The sequence below is a fragment of the Arthrobacter sp. 05T444 genome (assembly GCF_056395905.1).
Genome location: NZ_JBFTKK010000004.1, coordinates 120,725 through 138,891, shown reverse-complemented (window position 1 = coordinate 138,891; position 18,167 = coordinate 120,725). Strand labels below are relative to the sequence as shown.

Annotated in this window: 19 protein-coding genes; 8 read left to right on the top strand and 11 right to left on the bottom strand. The window is 64.4% G+C overall.

Annotated features, from left to right (window positions below):
* Window positions 1-69 precede the first annotated feature (69 nt).
* Window positions 70-441, bottom strand: a complete 372-nt coding sequence (locus AC1DD3_RS05880) for a DoxX family protein (RefSeq protein ID WP_181038908.1) — start codon at window positions 439-441, stop codon at window positions 70-72.
* 85 nt (window positions 442-526) lie between these two features.
* On the opposite strand from AC1DD3_RS05880, the gene AC1DD3_RS05875 reads away from it, so the two are divergent.
* The gene (locus AC1DD3_RS05875; protein WP_230120039.1) at window positions 527-997 is read left to right on the top strand and encodes a MarR family winged helix-turn-helix transcriptional regulator; all 471 of its coding nucleotides are present in this window, start codon (window positions 527-529) and stop codon (window positions 995-997) included.
* 51 nt (window positions 998-1,048) lie between these two features.
* Here the strand turns inward: AC1DD3_RS05875 and AC1DD3_RS05870 are convergent, their stop codons facing one another.
* The 5 genes from AC1DD3_RS05870 to AC1DD3_RS05850 form a co-directional block, all read right to left on the bottom strand.
* Window positions 1,049-1,330 carry a hypothetical protein gene (locus AC1DD3_RS05870; protein ID WP_104174759.1) on the bottom strand — a complete coding sequence of 94 codons (282 nt, stop codon included), beginning with the start codon at window positions 1,328-1,330 and terminating at the stop codon, window positions 1,049-1,051.
* Window positions 1,331-1,505: 175 nt separating this feature from the next.
* Window positions 1,506-2,840, bottom strand: a complete 1,335-nt coding sequence (locus tag AC1DD3_RS05865) for an MFS transporter (protein ID WP_476881178.1) — start codon at window positions 2,838-2,840, stop codon at window positions 1,506-1,508.
* Between the two features lie 83 nt (window positions 2,841-2,923).
* Window positions 2,924-3,772, bottom strand: a complete 849-nt coding sequence (folD, locus tag AC1DD3_RS05860) for a bifunctional methylenetetrahydrofolate dehydrogenase/methenyltetrahydrofolate cyclohydrolase FolD (protein ID WP_476881177.1) — start codon at window positions 3,770-3,772, stop codon at window positions 2,924-2,926.
* Window positions 3,773-3,774: 2 nt separating this feature from the next.
* Window positions 3,775-4,677, bottom strand: a complete 903-nt coding sequence (purU, locus tag AC1DD3_RS05855; RefSeq protein WP_104174840.1) for a formyltetrahydrofolate deformylase — start codon at window positions 4,675-4,677, stop codon at window positions 3,775-3,777.
* Window positions 4,664-5,950, bottom strand: a complete 1,287-nt coding sequence (locus AC1DD3_RS05850; RefSeq protein WP_476881176.1) for a glycine cleavage T C-terminal barrel domain-containing protein — start codon at window positions 5,948-5,950, stop codon at window positions 4,664-4,666. Before AC1DD3_RS05850 ends, purU begins: the two co-directional genes overlap by 14 nt.
* A 212-nt stretch (window positions 5,951-6,162) precedes the next feature.
* Here AC1DD3_RS05850 and AC1DD3_RS05845 point away from each other — a divergent pair, with 212 nt between their 5' ends.
* Window positions 6,163-7,131 (top strand): LysR family transcriptional regulator, encoded by a 969-nt coding sequence (locus AC1DD3_RS05845; RefSeq protein WP_230120034.1) that lies wholly within the window; start codon window positions 6,163-6,165, stop codon window positions 7,129-7,131.
* A 930-nt stretch (window positions 7,132-8,061) separates the two neighbouring features.
* Here AC1DD3_RS05845 and AC1DD3_RS05840 read toward each other — a convergent pair.
* Both AC1DD3_RS05840 and AC1DD3_RS05835 read right to left on the bottom strand, forming a co-directional pair.
* Complete coding sequence (locus AC1DD3_RS05840; RefSeq protein WP_230120032.1) at window positions 8,062-8,526, bottom strand: phage tail protein; 465 nt, start codon at window positions 8,524-8,526, stop codon at window positions 8,062-8,064.
* A gap of 137 nt (window positions 8,527-8,663) precedes the next feature.
* Window positions 8,664-9,254 (bottom strand): dihydrofolate reductase family protein, encoded by a 591-nt coding sequence (locus AC1DD3_RS05835; RefSeq protein ID WP_230120031.1) that lies wholly within the window; start codon window positions 9,252-9,254, stop codon window positions 8,664-8,666.
* A 61-nt stretch (window positions 9,255-9,315) separates the two neighbouring features.
* On the opposite strand from AC1DD3_RS05835, the gene AC1DD3_RS05830 reads away from it, so the two are divergent.
* The 4 genes from AC1DD3_RS05830 to AC1DD3_RS05815 all read left to right on the top strand — a co-directional run bounded on the left by AC1DD3_RS05830 (window position 9,316) and on the right by AC1DD3_RS05815 (window position 11,968).
* Window positions 9,316-9,780: a DUF6194 family protein gene (locus AC1DD3_RS05830; RefSeq protein WP_476881175.1), complete on the top strand. Its 465-nt coding sequence runs from the start codon at window positions 9,316-9,318 to the stop codon at window positions 9,778-9,780.
* A gap of 410 nt (window positions 9,781-10,190) precedes the next feature.
* A complete protein-coding gene (locus tag AC1DD3_RS05825) occupies window positions 10,191-10,481 on the top strand; it encodes a hypothetical protein (protein ID WP_230120029.1) in 291 nt (96 codons plus the stop codon).
* 59 nt (window positions 10,482-10,540) lie between these two features.
* Complete coding sequence (locus AC1DD3_RS05820; protein WP_476881174.1) at window positions 10,541-11,671, top strand: WD40/YVTN/BNR-like repeat-containing protein; 1,131 nt, start codon at window positions 10,541-10,543, stop codon at window positions 11,669-11,671.
* Between the two features lie 9 nt (window positions 11,672-11,680).
* A complete protein-coding gene (locus tag AC1DD3_RS05815; RefSeq protein WP_230120027.1) occupies window positions 11,681-11,968 on the top strand; it encodes a MoaD/ThiS family protein in 288 nt (95 codons plus the stop codon).
* Window positions 11,969-11,973: 5 nt separating this feature from the next.
* Here AC1DD3_RS05815 and AC1DD3_RS05810 read toward each other — a convergent pair whose 3' ends face one another.
* On the bottom strand, window positions 11,974-12,210 hold the full coding sequence (locus AC1DD3_RS05810) for a hypothetical protein (RefSeq protein ID WP_230120026.1): 237 nt from the start codon (window positions 12,208-12,210) through the stop codon (window positions 11,974-11,976).
* A 210-nt stretch (window positions 12,211-12,420) separates the two neighbouring features.
* On the opposite strand from AC1DD3_RS05810, the gene AC1DD3_RS05805 reads away from it, so the two are divergent.
* Window positions 12,421-14,151: a glycoside hydrolase family 13 protein gene (locus AC1DD3_RS05805; RefSeq protein WP_230120025.1), complete on the top strand. Its 1,731-nt coding sequence runs from the start codon at window positions 12,421-12,423 to the stop codon at window positions 14,149-14,151.
* A 70-nt stretch (window positions 14,152-14,221) separates the two neighbouring features.
* Here the strand turns inward: AC1DD3_RS05805 and AC1DD3_RS05800 are convergent, their stop codons facing one another.
* Complete coding sequence (locus AC1DD3_RS05800; protein ID WP_230120024.1) at window positions 14,222-15,916, bottom strand: alpha-amylase family protein; 1,695 nt, start codon at window positions 15,914-15,916, stop codon at window positions 14,222-14,224.
* Window positions 15,913-16,884, bottom strand: a complete 972-nt coding sequence (locus AC1DD3_RS05795) for a TIGR03885 family FMN-dependent LLM class oxidoreductase (protein WP_230120023.1) — start codon at window positions 16,882-16,884, stop codon at window positions 15,913-15,915. Before AC1DD3_RS05795 ends, AC1DD3_RS05800 begins: the two co-directional genes overlap by 4 nt.
* Window positions 16,885-17,005: 121 nt before the next feature.
* Here AC1DD3_RS05795 and AC1DD3_RS05790 point away from each other — a divergent pair, with 121 nt between their 5' ends.
* Window positions 17,006-18,073, top strand: coding sequence for an ATP-dependent DNA ligase (locus AC1DD3_RS05790; protein ID WP_230120022.1), 1,068 nt, complete (start codon window positions 17,006-17,008; stop codon window positions 18,071-18,073).
* The last annotated feature ends 94 nt before the right edge of the window (window positions 18,074-18,167 follow it).

The window sequence follows — 18,167 nt, the reverse complement described above, 5'->3', positions numbered from 1 at the left end:
GCGGAGCGATCTGCCGACGGCATGGCAACCTGCGCCTGCGCCAGGCACGGGTTCCGCTGGGCGCGTGGTTTATGCAGTCAGGGACAAGGTGGCCACGGTTACCACGGAGACCAGGCCCAGGACGGCCGGGGCCATCGCCGGGCCCCGGGTCTTGGGGTTGGCGTAGTCGCCGGCGCGGCGGTGGTAGGCGATCGCTCCGGCGAACACGACGGCCAGGCCGGCAGCGGCCGCGATGCCAAGCGGGTGCCAGAAGATTCCGACCGCCAGTCCGATCGCCGCGGCGGCCTCGGCCAGGCCGATGAACCGGGTGAGGGAGGCGCTGGCGCCCATGTGTTCCTGCAGTTGGCGCGGGATATCGCCCTTGAGCCTGATCTTCGGGATGCCCGCGCCCAGTGCGGCGAGGGCCAGCAGAGCGCTGAGAACGATGGCTGTGATGGTCACGGCAAAACCTCCAGGTAGTTTATGTGTTAACCAAACCCTAGGCGTCGAATGGTTAACATGTCAACCATGGGGTAACGTGACAGATATGAGTGATCAACGTTGGCTGGACCACCGGGAGCAGCGTGCCTGGCGCAGCCTGATGACGATGCAGGCCGATCTGTCCCAGTACATCGAGCGGCAGCTGCGCCAGCGCAGCGGTCTGTCGAGCGCCGATTACGAGGTGCTGGCCCACCTGTCGGAGGCGCCGGACGGGCGGCTGCGGGCGTTTGCGCTAGGCGACGTTCTGCGCTGGGAGAAGAGCCGGCTCTCGCAGCATCTGACCCGGATGGAAAAGCGCGGTCTCGTGGGCCGTGAACGCTGCGCGGCGGACCAGCGCGGCGCCGTCGTGGTCATCACACCGCAAGGTCGCGAGGTCATCGAGGCTGCCGCCGCGCCGCACGTGATGGACGTGCGCAAGGTTCTGATCGACCACCTCACCCCGGAGCAGCTCGACTTGATCTGCGGGCTCGGCGACCAGGTGCGGGCGCGACTGGCAGAACTCGAACAGGAATCATGAGCACTGGCTGCCTCCACGCGTAAGCATCCGTTCATGGGTTGGGCGGCCGGCCTAGTCCTGGCCCGTCCACAGCTCGTCACCATCGCTGTGGTGATACATGCGCCGAATGGCTCCGCTCGTAACGATCCAGGCGATGCTTCCATCCGGTGTGACTTCATCGACCCATCCTGCTGTGTGGGGCGGGGTCTGGGTGCGGGTCCACACCTTCTCGCCGGTGACCAGTGTGGTCCAGTCGGTGGCTAGGACCAGCTTCCGTCGTGAGGTTCCGGACTCCGGCCTCGCCAGCAGCAGGGAATGGTCGCCTGCGCTTGCAAGTGTGTGTTTGTGGTGCAAAAGAGGCTCCTTCTGATCCGGCGCGAGTGTGCTGGCGGAAACGCCAGCGGCATGAGCCCGGAATCCCCGCCTCTGGGATTGTTTGTCCAGAGACGGGGACCTGATGGAATCTGTTCCGATCTTTTCCATCCAGTGTCTGTTTGTTGCCGATCGGGGACGCCGGGTTGTTGGGTGGTCAGGGTACGAGGACGGGTTTTTCGCCTTTGGTGGCTGCTGATTTGAATCGGCGCGCTGTAACGATGATGACTGCGGTGACGCCGAGAACTGCGGGAATAGTCAGGAGCACGAAATTCATCTGTAGGGGAAGGCCCGACGCGACCAGAGCGCCTCCGAGAATGGGACCTGCTATGGCGCCGATTCTCCCTGTGCCGGTGGCCCAGCCGACGCCGGTGCTGCGGATGTGGACCGGGTAGAACTCCACTGCGAAGGCATGGATGATGGCCAGGATCCCGATCACTGCGGCTCCAGCAGTGAACAGAAGGACATTCAACATGAACGCGTTGGGTTTTATGGACAGAAGGACTAAGGACACGATGGCCAGGGCGAAGTAGCCAACGAGGGTCTTGCGGTAGGAGGTCCGTCCGGCGATCCAGCCGCCTGCGATTGAGCCGAACAGGCCGCCGGCGTTGAGGATAACGAGCGTCCACATGGCAGGGCCGAGCTCGAAGCCGGCGTTTTGCATCAGCTTGGGTAGCCAGGTGTTCAAGGCGTAGCTGAGGACCATCGTCATGATGAAGAAGACCCACATGAGTGAGGTCGCCAGGGCGTTCCCGTGAGTGAAGAGCTGCGCGATGCGGGACTTGCCGGAGGCCGGGGTCGGGAGTGCGATTACTGTATTCAGACTCCAGCTGGGTTCGATCTGCTTCATCACCGCGTCCAGGCGTTCACGCTGGCCGACGTGGGCCAGGTATTCCGGGGATTCAGGAAGGTGCTTGAGCACTACGGGCACCAGCAGGATGGACAAGCCGGCCACGTAAAACACTCCGCGCCAGCCCAGTACCGGCTCGATGTAGATGGCCAGCAGCGCTGCGCCGACTCCTCCAACTGCGTAGAACGCCGAGACGGTGGCTACGAAGAACGCCTTGGACTTGGTGGGAGAGAGTTCTCCCGTGAGCGCCATGAAGTTTGGAACCAACGCGCCCAGGGCCACGCCTACGACGAAGCGCAACGCACCCAGTACCAGCGGGGTGTCGGCGAACGCGCACGCGAACGCAGCGATACTGGCGAGGATCAGCCCGGCGACGATGAGTTTGCGGCGGCCGTACTTGTCAGCCAGTGGTGCGACCACAAGCCCGCCGGCGAACATGCCGGCAAGGGCCGTGGAACCCACGACGCCGAGGGTGATGGGGTCAGTGCCCCAGTCCTTCATTAGGTGGGGGATGACGGAGCCAAAGGATACAAGGTCGTATCCATCGGCGATCATAAGCAGTGCGCAAATGGCGGCTGCCTTGAGGTGGAAACGGGAGATTTTGGCGTTGCCGACGACGGTGGCGACACTGGTTTGGGACATGGGGATTCCTTGGGAGGGGAGGTCCACCGTGCGGGCGCGCGGTGGGGGCCGGCCCAGCCTCAATAGGCCGGCAAATTGCGTGATTAGTTTTGGAGCTGTGCTGCTTTGAGTGTGTTGCGGAGAAGTTCGGCGATCGTCATCGGACCGACACCGCCGGGGACCGGGGTGATCTTTGACGCGATCTTGCTGACGGCGTCGAAGTCGACGTCACCGATGAGCCCTTCACCGGAACGGTGGATGCCGACGTCGATCACGACAGCCCCTGCGGAAATGTGTTCAGCGCCGATCAGGTGGGGAACACCGGCAGCGGCAATGACCACCTCGGCCTGGCGCGTGACGGCCGCCAGGTCCTTCGTCTTCGAGTGCGCGATGGTCACTGTGGCGTTCCTTTGCACCAGGAGCTGGGCCAGCGGTTTTCCGACTAGGTCCGAGCGCCCGACGACAACGGCGTTGGCGCCCTGCAACTCAACACCCTCGTCTTCGAGCAGGGAGATGACTCCCTGCGGCGTGCACGGCAGCAGCCCTTCCACGCTGCGTGCCAAGCGCCCGGCGCTGGTTGTCGTCAGCCCGTCCACGTCCTTTTCCCAAGGGATCCGGTCGATCAGGGCTTTGGCATCCAGATGCGAAGGGAGGGGAAGCTGGAGCAGGATGCCCGAGACCGCGGGGTCGGCTGCGAGTTCGTCCAGTGCCGCAGCCACCTGTTCCTGGGTGGCATCCATTGGCAGCCGGCGGTGGAGGTCCTCGATGCCGGCCTCCTTGGAGAGCTTGCGTTTGCTGCCTACATAGACCTCTGAGGCCGGGTCATCCCCGACCAGAACGGTCGCCAGACCGATGGGCCCGCCCGTGGAACGTTTGAAGCTTTCCACGTCGGCGCGCAGCTCTTCTCGGATCTTCTTGGCGAGTGCTTTGCCGTCGATGATGTGTGCTGTCATGGTCAGAACACAATCGTTGTGTTGCCGTCGCGCATGACCTTGTCCTGGCAGTGCCACGTGACCGCACGGGAGAGTACGCTTCGTTCGACGTCGGCTCCGAAGCGCATCAGCTCCGGGGTCGATTCACGGTGGGAGACGCGGATGACGTCCTGTTCGATGATCGGTCCCTCATCCAGGTCCTTGGTCACGTAGTGGGCCGTCGCTCCGATGAGCTTGACCCCGCGGTCCTTGGCTTTCTGGTACGGTCCGGCGCCGATAAACGCGGGCAGGAACGAGTGGTGGATGTTGATCACCGGGACCTGGACTTCGTCGAGGAATTCCGCGGAGATGATCTGCATGTAGCGGGCAAGGACTACGAGGTCCACGTTGCCGTTCAGGAGTTCCAGGTGCCTGCGCTCTGCGTCCTTCTTATCCCCGCTAACGGGTACGTAGAAATAGGGGATGTCGAACGGGCGCACCTGGTCGGCCAGATCCGGGTGGTTGGAGATGACCATGACGATGTCCATGGGGATTTCCCCGCGGCGGTGCCGCCACAACAAGTCCAGCAGGCAGTGGTCGGTTTTGGATGCGAAGATCGCGACCCGCTTGCGCTTGGATGTGTCAGTGAGTTTCCACTCCATCTGCAGCGGTTCGGCGAGTTTTGTCTGGATGTCCGCTTCCAAAGTCTCCCGCTTAGCGGCGAACCCGGGAAGGTGGAAGACCGTGCGCTGGTACAGCGTGCCGTTTTCGGGCCCGGTGGTGAACTGGTCGAGGGATACGATGTTCGCCCCGTGGGCACCGAGAAGCTGGGTCAGCTTGGCGACGATTCCGGGCTGATCGGGGCAGCTGACGTTAAGGCAGCCATTATCGGCGGTGCCGCCAGTTGCGGCGGGCTTGGCCGGGAGGGTGGTGCTAGACGGTTGCAAGGAGATCACCTCGTGACTTGTCGGTCTTGTAGGGGGCCGGGCGGACAATGGCCCGGATCGCTTTTTGGGGGTGGCCCGGGGCTCCCCAGATGACGGTTACCTCGGTGCCGGGCTCGGAGTGCTCCACATCGACGGTTGCCAGCGAGAGCATCTTGCGGAAGTAGTAGGAGTATCCGCGTGATGTCGCGACCCCGACGAGCTGACCGTCGATCTCGACCCGGTCTGCCCACATGAAACCTCGCTGGTCACGGGGCATTTCCATGAAGTCGTAGTGGTCCCCTTCCTGGAAGAGGGATGCCTGGACATCGGCGACGTCCTCGCCGTTCCACTCAAGGGTCCGGATGACCCTGTTCGGACATGCCTTTTCGGCGGTCAATGCAACGCGGCCAAGGAACTCATGTTCGGTGTTGACGACCTTGCCCCATCCCAGTTCCACCGGGCTGCGGTAGTACTCGCTGATGTCCTGACCGTCGTAGCTGCCCGCGATGTAGGCAGGCTGGGCGAAAGCCGGCATCGCGGCACGGAAGTACTCCAGGTACTCGGCCATGTCTTCGTCGAAGATGGCCGGGATGTAATCCGTGGCGATGGTGGGGAAGCAGGCCTCAAGGTGGTTGATCAGGGCGACCCGGCCGCCCAGTTTACGGATGCCGTGGTCTTTGCCGGCTTCGAGGACAGCGTTGTAGATCTCCTGGGCAATTTCCTTGGGTCCCTGAAGTTCGAAGCCGACCTCACCTGCCATGCCCTGGCGCAGTGCGTAGATACTGTGCCCGGCCACGGTGATGGGCACGACGTGCATGTACTTTGCTTCCAGGAGGTCCCGGGAGTCGGTGAGCTCGTGCAGAACTTTGACGGCGTTGGGGCCGGAGACCTGGAAAATGAACCAGTCCTCTTTGGTTCCCCGCGCGTCGTAGCCGCCGCGTTCCAAGTTGAATGCGGCCCAGAAACCGCCGCGGCCATGGACGACGAATTCTTCCTCGCCAAAGCGGGTGAGGACGCCTTCATGAATGACTTTGCCGTCCTTGTTCGTGTGGATCGCGTGCTTGGACTGGCCGATGTCGAACTTCTTGTAGCTGTTCACGGTGATGTCGGAAAACAGCCGGAGCGCGTCGGGACCGGTGAACCGGTGCTGCCACAGGAAGGACCAGTCGCCGATGTAGCAGGTCTCCTTCCACGACATGCTCTCGTCAAGCCAGTTCGTGTACTCCGGCTGCCCGAAGCGGCTCCAGGCGTAAGTCTCCGGTGCCGTGCGCATTGAGTCGACGGTGTACTTCATCGTTGCCACCTCTAATAGCTAGGTCGGCCAAAGGATTGTTGTTTGCTCGGAGTGCCGGCTGAACGGATATCAACTTTGACCTGGTCGTTCTGTGGTGTAGATCACCACTGATTCAAGGCTAGATTTCCCACCGATATTTAGCAAATAGAATGTAGGTATGCTGATATAGATATTCTCTATACAGAGAAGGGGGAATCCTCTAGCCTTGCTGTATGGACGAACCGGGCAAGTATGATCTGAATCTTCTGCGGGTTTTCGTGCTTGTATACGAGACACGCAGCGTCACCGAGGCCGCGGAAATCCTGGCCATCAGCCAGCCATCCGTGAGCTATGCGTTGTCGAAGTTGCGCAAACTCTTCGGAGATCCGCTTTTTCACCGCGGACCGAAGGGCCTGGAAGCGACACCGACGGCAAGTGGTCTCTATCCGGAATTGAGTCAGTCACTCCGGATGATCGACTCAGCGGTTCAAGGCGTCTCCGAATTCGATCCTGCCAGCACGTCCCACCGGTTCCGGCTCATGATGACCGACCTCGGTCTCATGGCACTGTTTCCTTACATCGTTTCGGCCGTGCTGGAGGCCGCGCCGAATGTTCGTCTCGACGTCATACCGCTGGACATCTCCCAGCTCCACGATCGACTACGGCGCAACGAAATCGACGCGGCAATCGGGATCCCTGCCATACCCGAGAGTGACGTGCTGGGTGAGCACCTTATGGACATGCCCTACGTGGGCGTCTGTGCCAGGACGCACCCGCGCATCTCCGACAGCCCATCGATGGAGGAAATCGCCGCCGAAAAACATGTTGTCGTGTCGAAGGCGTTGGGGCACGAGCATGTCGTCCACAGGCTGGCCGAACTGGGCGTCCGTGACTCCGTAACCATCACCCTCCCAAGTTTTGCCGTGGTCGCGCAGACCCTTGCCGTGACAGACCACATCAGCGTCGTACCCAAAGCCCTCGCCGACATCATCGAGTCCCACGGATCGGTCCGCCAGTTTGCGCTCCCTTTCAACATCGCACCCGGCCGCGTCACCCTGTATACCTACCGACGCGACATCCCATCTCCTCCCGTGGACTGGCTCCGTGAAATAATCGCCACGTCCCTGACGCAGTACCCCTACCCGAAGTACGTCAGAGGGGCTGCCTTACGTGGCGTGCAGCAAGCAATAGCAGTCGACTAGCCGGCCCGGAAGCCCGCGTGTCCGAGCAGTTGGACCTCTAAGTGGCGGATTGTGGACATGCACCAGCCGTCAGTACACCCAGCAGGGCGCCCATCTCGAGAAACTCCCTGGCCGGTTGTGAGGCCCGGCCATGATCCGCAGCCGAACCATGGCCGACCCTGGCCATACGCTCCAGCCATGAAAACTATGAAGAAGGCATGCCCGCTCTGCCACGGGGCGGCACGTCAGCCCTGTCCAGGCGCGTGGGTCTGGACCACGCATGAACGTGCTTCGACCTTCTCCATCTTGGCGTCAAGGACATCTGTCTAGGCAGTAAAACCGCAGTTCAGACGCCCAAAACCCACCCCAGGCTAATGGGAATATATGTTCGATACTTTAGTGTAGCCCCGGGGTCGGACAGTTTGCATACTTCGACCAATTGGCTCCGGGCAGGCTCGAAGCAGTTCGTCCAGTCGCGGGGTGCGCGGGGACAGCCCGCAGTGCCCGGTATGCGATGGCTAGCCGGGCGTTCCGTCGCGCTGGTTTCTTCGGGCGAGCTGCTGGAGTTGCCGTGCGTGCACGCCGCCCACCCAGTCCCAGCCCGGCATAGCCGACGGCCCGACCCGCGGATCGCTGGCAACATGGGTCACGCAGGGCGTGCACGTACGCCCGATCCTGGTCGATCCGTGCGCGTACCTGATCAGCTCCGCCGATGGACCCGTGGCCGGGGACGGGGACATCGACGTCGCCCACCACGCCCTCGAGCAGCCGCAGCGCGGCGAGGTAATCCTCGATCGGGTCAGCGGTGTCGTTCAAGTCGAGCATCGGAATCAAGACATCAGAAAGCATGTGACCGGCGACGAGAACCCCGCGTTCCTCAATCAACAGCGCCGCATGACCCGGGGCATGCGCTTGATGCTCGACAATCCGGACATGAGGGCCATCCCCCGGTCAGTACTCGCCCTTGATCACGAAGTAGGAGCCGCGAATAACGCCAGCCAGCTTCGATTTTTGGCGGGCGAACTTGAAGCGCGGCGCCAACTCCTCCGGAATTTCCATGCCCTCGGCAAGCTTGAACCCGACCGCCCGCTTCCCGCCGTCCTCGATGCTGTACATGACGTTGATCGACAGCCCCGACTCGTAGAAAACGTAGGCCATCCGCAAGCCGTCGACTTCGAAGGCGGTCGCTTCCAGCGGCCGGGATCCAATGACGATGTCGCGCTCGTCCCGGAGGATCCGGCTCACCCGGTCGACCACCTCCGGAACCTCGCTTGCAGGGCTCACGGTGAAGGCATGGTCGTACTTGTTCCGGTAATAGCGGGCCTCGTTGGCGCGCAACCCGGCGAGGGCCTCGGCGACCGGAGACGATTCCAAGCCGACAGTAGAAACGTTCTCGAAGTCAACGGTGTACGGCATGCATCCTCCTGGTCAGACGTGTCGGGACCAATGCTAACGCGACGGCGTGCCGCCCGGACGGCAGAACGCGTACGTGCGTACCGTGCAGAGCCCCTGACAGGCCGGTCAGCAAGCTACTCCGGAGTTTCGTCGGCTTTTCAGCGGATTACCCGGTAGCGCACGTGGGTGACGAGGCGGGTACCGCTCACTTCCGTCGGCTCAAGCTTGAGATTCTCGACGCCGTCCAGCAGCCGCTCGCCCGCTCCCAGGACGATGGGCGCGATGTGGAGCCGCAGCTCGTCGATCAGCCCCGCCGAAAGGAATTGGCGGACGGTCTGCGCTCCTCCGGCAACGGCCACGTCCTTGCCGCCAGCGGCCTTCCGCGCCTGGGCCAGCGCGGATTCGATCCCATCAGTCACGAAGTTGAACGTGGTGCCGCCCTGCATCTCCAGAGGCTCGCGTCGATGATGGCTGAGAACGAACACGGGTGCGTGATAGGGCGGTTCCTCACCCCACCAGCCCCGCCATTCCTCATCCCACGCCCCGCGCCCTGCGAACATGTTCCGTCCCATGATGTAGGCGCCGGCCGCGAGGATGCCGTCGAGCGCGGCTGCGTTGGGCTCGGGTTCTTCGAACTGCCACCGGTGCAGGAGCTCTCCGCCCTCGCCCAGGGGGTCCGTCAGGCTTTGGTTCGGTCCGGCGGCGAATCCGTCGAGGGAGATGGTCAGATCGCACGTGACTTGGCTCATGCGCCCATCATGACACCGCTCGGCTGATCGGGACGACCAAATTAAATGAAATGCTTGAGGCATGACCATCGATGAAATTATTGCTTTGGTGAAAAGCTTCGACGGTGCACTGGCCGTCACGGCCGGCCAAGGAGATGGCTCGCCAGAACTTGCCTGGGGTGACACATTCTTCTACTACGCCCCCGACGGCATCATGCCCCAAGCAACTCAACCCTTTGCGACGATCGTGGCAAAGGACTACCCCGAAGATGAGCAGTCGCGCCTTGACCGGCCAGGATTCTTCCGCGTAAATATTGCCGCCGGAAGGGCCGCCTTCGTTGAGTGGGCCGGCCACCAACCAGGGGAGCCGGCCGACGACGTTGATCCAAGCGTCGCTGACAGTGTAATTGCTCATCCTGTCTACGGATCCCTGGGGTGGCTGGCCATAGTCAATCCGGGACCATCGACAGCCCAGACCGCCCGGACGCTGCTCCGCCAGGCCTACGACCTCGCTCGCGCCCGCTTCGAACGCAGAATGAACCGCTAGGCGTGCTCCGCACCGAACTTTGATGCCGAACATTGATGCAGGCGTCCCACGTCCGTGATCCACCTCCTGTGCACGCTCGGTGCATGTCACGTTTTGGGGGAAACCGACAGGGCCGCTGCGGGAAGATAGTTCTGGCGGCCGTGCTGCTGGTTGCTGGCGTCACCGGCTGCGAATACTCGACCGGTTGGGGATGCGGCCCCTCCTTGCCAGGCTCGCACGGCTCCCGTCCGGCAACGTCTCAGGGGCAGTCGCCGGCGTTCGGGTCACGCCAAGGACCCCCTGACGCAGGTCGGCCGGCCCGGCAGGGGTCGGTTTGATCACATCGGCCCGTGGCGCGCGGGAAGTCCGGTCCGGGCGCCGCATACTGGAACGGACAGGCCAATTGTGCGGGGACGGTAGGAGGAGCAGGCATGGGGACCCTGATGAGAATCGTACGGAATGAGTACTTTCCCGCGGCTGCCGTGCTGGTGTTCGTGGTGCTCTTTTGGACTGCCGGCCTCTTTGGCGGGCTGTCGCTCTTGAGCAAGAATCAGCCTCCCCTGGCAACGCTGACATGGCTGCTCTTCGTCTACGCCCTGGCCGTTCTGTCGCCCCTCGCCGGACTTTTGGCCGCCTTCGACCTGGTGCGGCGGTGGTGGCGCAAGCACCGGCGCGGCCAGTTGCGCGCGGCTGCCAGGACGCGGACCGCAACCAAGCGCTGAGGCGCGGTTCCTTCTGATTGCCTGGAAAACCATTGCGGCCTCTCTGCCGGAGTGGTTGCATGGGGTTCATGGCTACCCCAGAGACTTACCTCTTAGCGATCGGGACCAAAAAAGGACTCTGGCTGGCGACCAGCCAGGACCGGAAGCAATGGTCCCTCTCCGGCCCGCACTTCCTGATGAGCGAGATACCGAGCATCGGAATCGACACGCGGGACGGCCGCACCCGCATCATGGTGGGCGTGCGGTCTGAACACTGGGGCCCCACCGTGGCCCACTCGGATGATCTCGGCGCCACCTGGACCGAGCCCGAACAGGGTGCCATCAAGTTCCCCGACGGCACCGACGCCGCCGTCGAACGCATTTGGCAGATCCACCCCGACGCCGAGTCGCGGCCCGGCGTGGTGTGGGCCGGCGCCGAGCCGATTTCGGTCTGGAAGTCCACCGACGGCGGCGAACACTTTGAGCTGAACCGCGGACTGTGGGACCACCCCCACCGCAGCGAATGGGGCGCCGGCTATGGCGGCGCCGCCGCCCACTCGATCGTCGTCAACCCGTCCGGGGACGACGTGCACATCGCCATGAGCACGGGCGGCGTTTACCGCTCGCTCGACGGCGGGACGTCCTGGGAGCCCCGGAACAAGGGAATTTCGGCCTACTTCATGCCGGACCCCAACCCGGAGTTCGGCCAGTGTGTCCACAAGATTGCAGCGGATGCCGCCGTCGAAGGCCGTCTTTACGCGCAAAATCACCACGGCGTGTACCGCAGTGACGACAATGCCGAGAGCTGGCAATCAATCGCGGAGGGGCTGCCCGCCGACTTCGGTTTCGTGATGCTGACGCACCCGCGGAGGGCGGGCACGGCCTGGGTGGTTCCGCTCAAGGCCGACGGCGAAAGGATCCCGCCCGAGGGGAAGCTCGCCGTGCACCGCACCGACGACGCCGGCGACACCTGGAAGCGGCTGGATGCGGGACTGCCGCAGTCCGAATACAACGCCGTGCTCCGTGACGCCGCGGCCGTGGATTCCGCCGAACCTGCCGGGGTGTACTTCGGAACGCGCGGAGGCTCGGTGTACGCCAGCGCAGACGAGGGCGAAACCTTCGCGGAGGTTGCGTCCCACCTGCCGGACGTCCTGTGCGTGCGCGCTGCCGTCGTGGCGGATGCCACGGTTCCCGCGCCGGCCTCCGCATGAGGATCCGTTGTGGGTGAGATCAGCGTGGTGCTTCCCAGCGTCCTTCAGCCGCTCGCCGGCGGGCAGTCCTTGCTGACTGCGCCCGCCGACGGGACGGTGACTGTGGGCCGGGTGCTGGATTCCGTGACCGGGGACTACCCGGTGCTTGCCAGGAGGCTGCGGGACGAAACCGGTGCACTCCGCCGCTACGTGAATATTTACGTGAACGGCGACGAGGTCCGGCGTCTCCAGGGCCTGGATACGGAAGTCGCTGCCGGCCAGGAAGTGCTGATCATTCAGTCCGTGGCCGGGGGATAGCTGGCTCAGGCGACGCGCCAAACGCTGCACTCATCCGTATTGATGGCTCGGCGCATCCCGGTGTGATGGTCCATGATCCACACGACGCCGATCCCGGGCGCCGTCTCCTGGACGCTGCCGCGGCGGATGACGACGTCGTCGTAACTGGGACCCACCGAGAGGCGGGCTTCGATCTCGTCCCCGCGGTGGAGCTGGTCCAAGGCGCGGACGCGGGTTATGTGGGCTTTGGCTTCCTTCAACATGGCGTGGCCTCCCGAGCTGGAGCTGGTGCCTGCTATTGCCGGCACTTCCAGTGTGGCGGGGGAATGTTGCGCCTGCGTTTCCTGCCCGTTAGCACGCGGTTAGTTTCCCGCGCCGCTCCGGTTTCAGCATGCCATTGACCGCCGAAAGCAGAGCCAGCAGACTTTCAGTGGGCTTGCATCCGTCACGCCGCCGACCAGGAGGGACCAGCAATGACGATCCAGGAAACCGAGGCAGAAGCGGCCTTCAGAGCAGGCCGCGAGTGGTTCAAGAGTGCAGTGGTCTATCAGATCTATCCGCGCAGCTTCGCCGATTCTGACGGCGACGGGGTGGGGGACCTCCGTGGCATCATCGGCAGGCTCGACTATCTGCAGACGCTGGGCGTCGACGTCGTCTGGCTTTCCCCCGTGTACCGCTCACCGCAGGACGACAACGGCTACGACATCAGCGACTACCGCGACATCGATCCCATCTTCGGAGACCTGGAAACGCTGGATGAGCTCCTCGAAGGACTGCACGCCCGCGGCATGAAGCTCGTGATGGACCTCGTGGTCAACCACACATCGGACGAACACCCGTGGTTCGTGGAGTCGCGCTCGAGCAAGGACAACCCGAAACGCGACTGGTACTGGTGGCGGCCGCCGCGGTCCGGTGCTGAGCCTGGGGCGGCCTGGGCGGAACCCAACAACTGGGGTTCCGCGTTTTCCGGCCCCGCCTGGGAGTACGACGCCGCCACCGGAGAGTGTTACCTCCACCTGTTCTCCCGGAAGCAGCCGGACCTGAACTGGGAAAACCCGGAAGTGCGGGCCGCCATCTACGACATGATGAACTGGTGGCTGGACCGTGGCGTGGACGGATTCCGGATGGACGTCATCAACTTCATTTCCAAGGAGCAGTCGCTGCCGGACGGACCGATTGCTGAAGGCATGCTGTACGGCGACGGCGGCCCGCACTTTATCTGTGGCCCGCGGATCCACGAGTTCCTGCAGGAAATGCACCAGGAAGTGTTCGCCGGGCGGGACAAGGAACTGCTCACTGTGGGCGAGATGCCCGGAGTGACGGTGGAGGACGCCGCGCTCTTCACTGACCCCAGACGCCAGGAAGTGGACATGGTGTTCCAATTCGAACACGTGGCCCTGGACCAGGAGGGCGGCAATAAGTGGCGTCCCAAGAAGCTCCTGCTCACCGACCTGAAGAAGTCCCTGGGCCGCTGGCAGGAAGGACTCGGGGAGCGCGGCTGGAACAGCCTCTACTGGGGCAACCATGACCAGGCCCGCGCCGTATCCCGCTTCGGTGACGACGGCCAGTACCGGGAGCTCTCCGCCAAGATGCTCGCCGCCATCCTCCATCTGCACCGCGGCACCCCGTATGTGTACCAGGGCGAGGAGCTGGGCATGACGAACATGTCGTTTGGCGCGATCAGCGACTACCGCGACATCGAGGTCCTGAACCACCACCGGGAGGCAACAACCCACCTCGGGCACACCGATGCCGAGGTCCTCGCCGCTCTGGCGCCCCTGAACCGGGACAACGCCCGCACGCCGGTGCAGTGGGATGCCAGCCGGCACGCCGGCTTCACCACCGGTGCCCCGTGGATCGCGGTGAACCCGAACGCCAATTCCATCAACGCCGCTGCCCAGGTGGATGACCCCGAGTCGGTCTTCAGCTTTTACCGGAAGGTCATCGCGCTGCGCCATGCGGACCCCGTGGTGGCCTACGGCGACTTCACTATGCTGCTGCCCGACGACGAGCACGTCTATGCATTCCGGCGCTCGCTGCCGGACGCCGAGATGCTGGTGCTTGGCAACTTCTCCGGAACGGAACAGCGCGCCGACATCGACGGCTCCTGGGAAGATGCCGGACAGGTGCTCGGCAACTACCCGGCCGAGCCCGGCCTTGGGCTGCGTCCCTGGGCAGTGAAGGTGTTCCGCCGGGGGCTGTAGGGGCGCCGAGAGGCCACGACGCGGGGCGGCGCTCCCATGGGGACACGCGCCCGCAGGGGGCCAGGCGGTTTCACGGGGCCAGGCGGTCGCCAGGCCGGTGGACGCGGAACCAGCGGTAGCCGTAGCGTCCCAGCTCCACGGTGAACCCGCCGTCGGGCTCCAATGGAACGTTGCCGCCGTCGAGCAGGTCCAGCAGGACGGCGCCCCTGAAGGCCGCCCGGGGCGCCTCCTTCGGCCCCACTGTGCCGCTGACCTTCACCGTGTCTTGGCCAAAGTTGTGCAGCAGCACCAGCGTTGCTCCCGCCGAGCTGCAAGAGTGGGCAAAGACCGCCGGCTCGGGCTGGTCGATGACGGCGAAGTCGCCCCAGCCCAGCTCCGGGGATTCGCGGTAGCGCTGGATCAGTGTGGCGATGAAGTTCCACAGCGACTCCGGATCCCGCTTGGCCTGCGCCGCGTTGACCTTGTCCGGGCCGAACTCCCCACGCACCAGCGGCGCCACCAGCTGCGATGCCCGGGCTTCGGAGAAGCCGCCGTTCTTTTCGCTGTTCCACTGCATGGGCGTGCGGACGGCGGCCCGGCTCTTCTGCCGCAGGTCCTCGCCCATCCCGATTTCCTCGCCGTAGTACAGCACGGGAGTGCCGGGCAGGGAGAACATCAGCGAATAGACCATTTTGATCCTGCCGGTATCGCCGTCAAGCATCGGCGGCAGCCTGCGCCGGAGGCCCCGGCCGTAGACCTGCATGTTCTTCTCCGGGCCGAACGCGGCAAAAACCTCCTCGCGCTCGCCGTCGCTAAGCTTGTCCAGCGTGAGCTCGTCATGGTTGCGGACGAACATGGCCCAGTGGTTGTCAGGGTGCAATTGCGGGCGGCTCTTCAGCGTCTCCGCGAGCGGTCGGGCGTCCCGCCTGGCCAGCGAGAGATACATGTGCTGCATGGACATGAAGTCGAACTGCATGTTCAGCTCGTTGCCCTCGGCGCCGCCGAAGTACTCCAGCTGCTCCTTGTACGGCAGGTTCACCTCGCCGAGCAGGACCGCGCTGCCGTTGCGGCGGTTGAGGAAACTGCGCAGGGCGCTGAGGTAGTCGTGCGGGTCGATCTTGGCCGCCTCGTCCTTGGGCTCGCCGCGGGTTTCCAGGAAAAACGGCACGGCGTCGAGGCGGAACCCGTCCAGCCCGAGCTGCAGCCACACCCCCATGGCCTTGGCGATCTCGTTCCTGACGTTGGGGTTCGTGACGTTCAGGTCCGGCTGGTGCTCCGCGAACATGTGCAGGTACCACTCGCCGGTGGCGTCGTCCTGGGTCCAGATGGAAGTCTGCTCGCCCGGGAACACCACCTCCGAGGACGTGTCCGGCGGTGTGTCCTTCCGCCACACGTAGTAGTCGCGGTACGGGTTGTCCACGGACTTCCGCGCCTCCTGGAACCACGGATGCTGGTTCGAGGTGTGGTTGACCACGAAATCCGCGATCACCCTGAGCCCGCGGTCCTTGGCCGTACGGATGAACTCCACGAGGTCACCCATGGTGCCCAGCCGGCTGTCCACGCTGAAGAAATCGGTAACGTCGTAGCCGTCGTCGCGGTCAGGCGAGGGATAGAACGGCATGAGCCAGATGCAGCTCACGCCCAGCGCCGCGAGATAGTCCACGCGCTGGGTGAGCCCGGCGAAATCGCCGGTGCCGTCGCCGTCGTCGTCGAAAAATGTCTCGACGTCGAGGCAGTAGATCACGGCGTTCTTCCACCACAGGTCCGAGGTTTCAGCGATTCTCATGCGACCGGTACCGTCCGCAGCTGGGGCAGCACCTTTTCGGCGAAGGCATCGATGAACGGGGCCTGATCCTGCCCAACGAAGTGCAGGTACAGCTCGTCGAAGCCGAGCTCGGCGTACTCACCGAGCCACTGGGCGTGCTGGTCAAGGCTGGTCGAGATATTCACCGACTTCCGGACCTGTTCCTCCCCGACATCTGCGCTGACGCCGTCGAAATGGGAAGCGGTGGGCAGGTCCCAGGGGATGGGCGGGGCGAAAACGTTGGTCCGCCACTGGTCCAGTGCAATGGCCACCGCGTCCTGCTCCCCGGGCGCCCAGGACAGGTGGATCTGCAGGACTGCCTTGCCGCGGCCGCCGTTGTCCCGGTAGGCGGCGAGCATCTCCTTGAGCTTCCCGTGGGGCTGGTTCACGGTCACCAGCCCGTCAGCCCAGGTGGCCGAACGGCGCGCCGTCTCCACGCTGACGGCCGGGGCAATGAGCTGCGGCCTGGGCTCCGGAACGTCCCAGATCCTTGCCTGCTCCACGGTGACCAGCCCGTGGTGCGTGACCTCCCCGCCGTCGTGCAGGCGGCGGATGACGTCCACGCATTCCTCCAGCCGGCGCTGGCGGGTGTCTTTCTGCGGCCACGGGTCACCTGTGATGTGTTCGTTCATGTTCTCCCCGCTGCCCAGCGCCATCCAGAACCGGCCCGGGAACATCGACGCCAGCGTGGCCGAGGCGTGGGCGATGATGGCGGGGTGGTACCGCTGGCCCGGGGCGTTGACCACGCCGAACCGCAGTCCGGTGGTGGCCAGCGCGGCGCCCAGCCAGGACCACGCAAAGCCGGAATGCCCCTGCCGTGCGGACCATGGCTCGATGTGGTCCGAGCACATGGCGGCGTCGAAGCCTGCCTCCTCGGCACGCTGGACGTCCTTCAGAAGCTGTCCCGGGCTGATCTGTTCATGCGACGCGTGAAAACCGATGGCTGCCATCGTTAATGTCTACCGGCGGCCGGTGGCTGTGTCGAGGGCCCGGTGTGGAAAGGTCCGCTGCGGAGGATTGCCGGGCCGCGGGGGCTGGCGCCGGGATGGCCCCCGGGCAAGAATGGGGCGTATGCAGCTGCCGGTCATGCCCCCCATTGCTCCGATGCTCGCGAAGGCGGTGCCCGCCATTCCGGACGGCGCCATGAGCTACGAGCCGAAGTGGGACGGTTTCCGGTCGATCGTTTTCCGCGACGGCGACGACGTGGAGATCGGCAGCCGCAACGAAAAACCCATGACGCGCTACTTTCCCGAACTGGTGGAGGCGCTCAAGGCCAACCTGCCCCCGCGGTGCGTGCTCGACGGCGAAATCGTGCTGGTGGGCGCGTCAGGGGACCGGCTCGATTTCGACGCCCTGCAGCAGCGGATCCATCCTGCGGCCAGCCGCGTCAGGCTCCTTGCAGAACAGACACCGGTGAAGTTTGTGGCGTTCGATCTTCTGGCCCTGGGGGATGAGGACTTCAGCGGCCGGCCGTTCACCGAGCGGCGCGCAGCTTTGGAACAGGTCTTCGCCAGCGCCGCTCCACCGCTCCACCTGACGGCCGCGACGCAGGACCGGGAGATCGCCGGGAAGTGGTTCCACCAGTTTGAAGGCGCAGGCCTGGACGGAATCATCGCCAAGCCCCTCGACGGCGTGTACCAGCCGGACAAGCGGGTCATGTTCAAGATCAAGCACGAGCGCACTGCCGACTGCGTGGTGGCCGGCTACCGGGTGCACAAGAGCGGGCCGGACGCGATCGGTTCGCTGCTCCTGGGCCTGTACAAGCCCGGCGGCGAACTGGCCAGCGTCGGTGTGGTGGGCGCCTTCCCGATGCAGCGGCGCCGGGAGCTCTTCGAGGAACTCCAGCCGCTGGTCACCAGCTTCGATGAACACCCGTGGGCCTGGGCCAAACAGGAGGAAGGCGCGCGCACGCCGCGCAAGGCCGAGGGCAGCCGCTGGAGCGCAGGCAAAGACCTTTCCTTCACGCCGCTGCGTCCCGACCGCGTTGTGGAGGTCAAGTACGACCACATGGAGGGCGAAAGGTTCCGTCATACCGCGCAGTTTGTGCGCTGGCGCCCGGACCGGGACCCGGACACGTGCACCTACGAGCAGCTCGAGGAGCCCGTGAAGTTCGACCTCGCCGAGGTGCTGGCCACATGAGAAAGGCGGCCCGCCCCTCATGAGGGGAGGGCCGCCGTCGTGACCTTCTTTGAAGCCGAACAGGCCGAGTAGGCCGGGGACTCGCCGTGGCGTG

Excerpts from the sequence above, each read along its gene's own strand:
- AC1DD3_RS05820 (WP_476881174.1), top strand. The coding sequence starts at position 10,541 with ATGGGGTTCATGGCTACCCCAGAGACTTACCTCTTAGCGATCGGGACC.
- AC1DD3_RS05840 (WP_230120032.1), bottom strand. The coding sequence starts at position 8,526 with ATGCCGTACACCGTTGACTTCGAGAACGTTTCTACTGTCGGCTTGGAA.
- AC1DD3_RS05795 (WP_230120023.1), bottom strand. The coding sequence starts at position 16,884 with ATGGCAGCCATCGGTTTTCACGCGTCGCATGAACAGATCAGCCCGGGA.
- AC1DD3_RS05800 (WP_230120024.1), bottom strand. The coding sequence starts at position 15,916 with ATGAGAATCGCTGAAACCTCGGACCTGTGGTGGAAGAACGCCGTGATC.
- AC1DD3_RS05805 (WP_230120025.1), top strand. The coding sequence starts at position 12,421 with ATGACGATCCAGGAAACCGAGGCAGAAGCGGCCTTCAGAGCAGGCCGC.
- AC1DD3_RS05825 (WP_230120029.1), top strand. The coding sequence starts at position 10,191 with ATGGGGACCCTGATGAGAATCGTACGGAATGAGTACTTTCCCGCGGCT.
- AC1DD3_RS05865 (WP_476881178.1), bottom strand. The coding sequence starts at position 2,840 with ATGTCCCAAACCAGTGTCGCCACCGTCGTCGGCAACGCCAAAATCTCC.
- AC1DD3_RS05790 (WP_230120022.1), top strand. The coding sequence starts at position 17,006 with ATGCAGCTGCCGGTCATGCCCCCCATTGCTCCGATGCTCGCGAAGGCG.
- AC1DD3_RS05830 (WP_476881175.1), top strand. The coding sequence starts at position 9,316 with ATGACCATCGATGAAATTATTGCTTTGGTGAAAAGCTTCGACGGTGCA.
- AC1DD3_RS05875 (WP_230120039.1), top strand. The coding sequence starts at position 527 with ATGAGTGATCAACGTTGGCTGGACCACCGGGAGCAGCGTGCCTGGCGC.
- AC1DD3_RS05845 (WP_230120034.1), top strand. The coding sequence starts at position 6,163 with ATGGACGAACCGGGCAAGTATGATCTGAATCTTCTGCGGGTTTTCGTG.
- AC1DD3_RS05810 (WP_230120026.1), bottom strand. The coding sequence starts at position 12,210 with ATGTTGAAGGAAGCCAAAGCCCACATAACCCGCGTCCGCGCCTTGGAC.
- AC1DD3_RS05835 (WP_230120031.1), bottom strand. The coding sequence starts at position 9,254 with ATGAGCCAAGTCACGTGCGATCTGACCATCTCCCTCGACGGATTCGCC.
- AC1DD3_RS05850 (WP_476881176.1), bottom strand. The coding sequence starts at position 5,950 with ATGAAGTACACCGTCGACTCAATGCGCACGGCACCGGAGACTTACGCC.
- folD (WP_476881177.1), bottom strand. The coding sequence starts at position 3,772 with ATGACAGCACACATCATCGACGGCAAAGCACTCGCCAAGAAGATCCGA.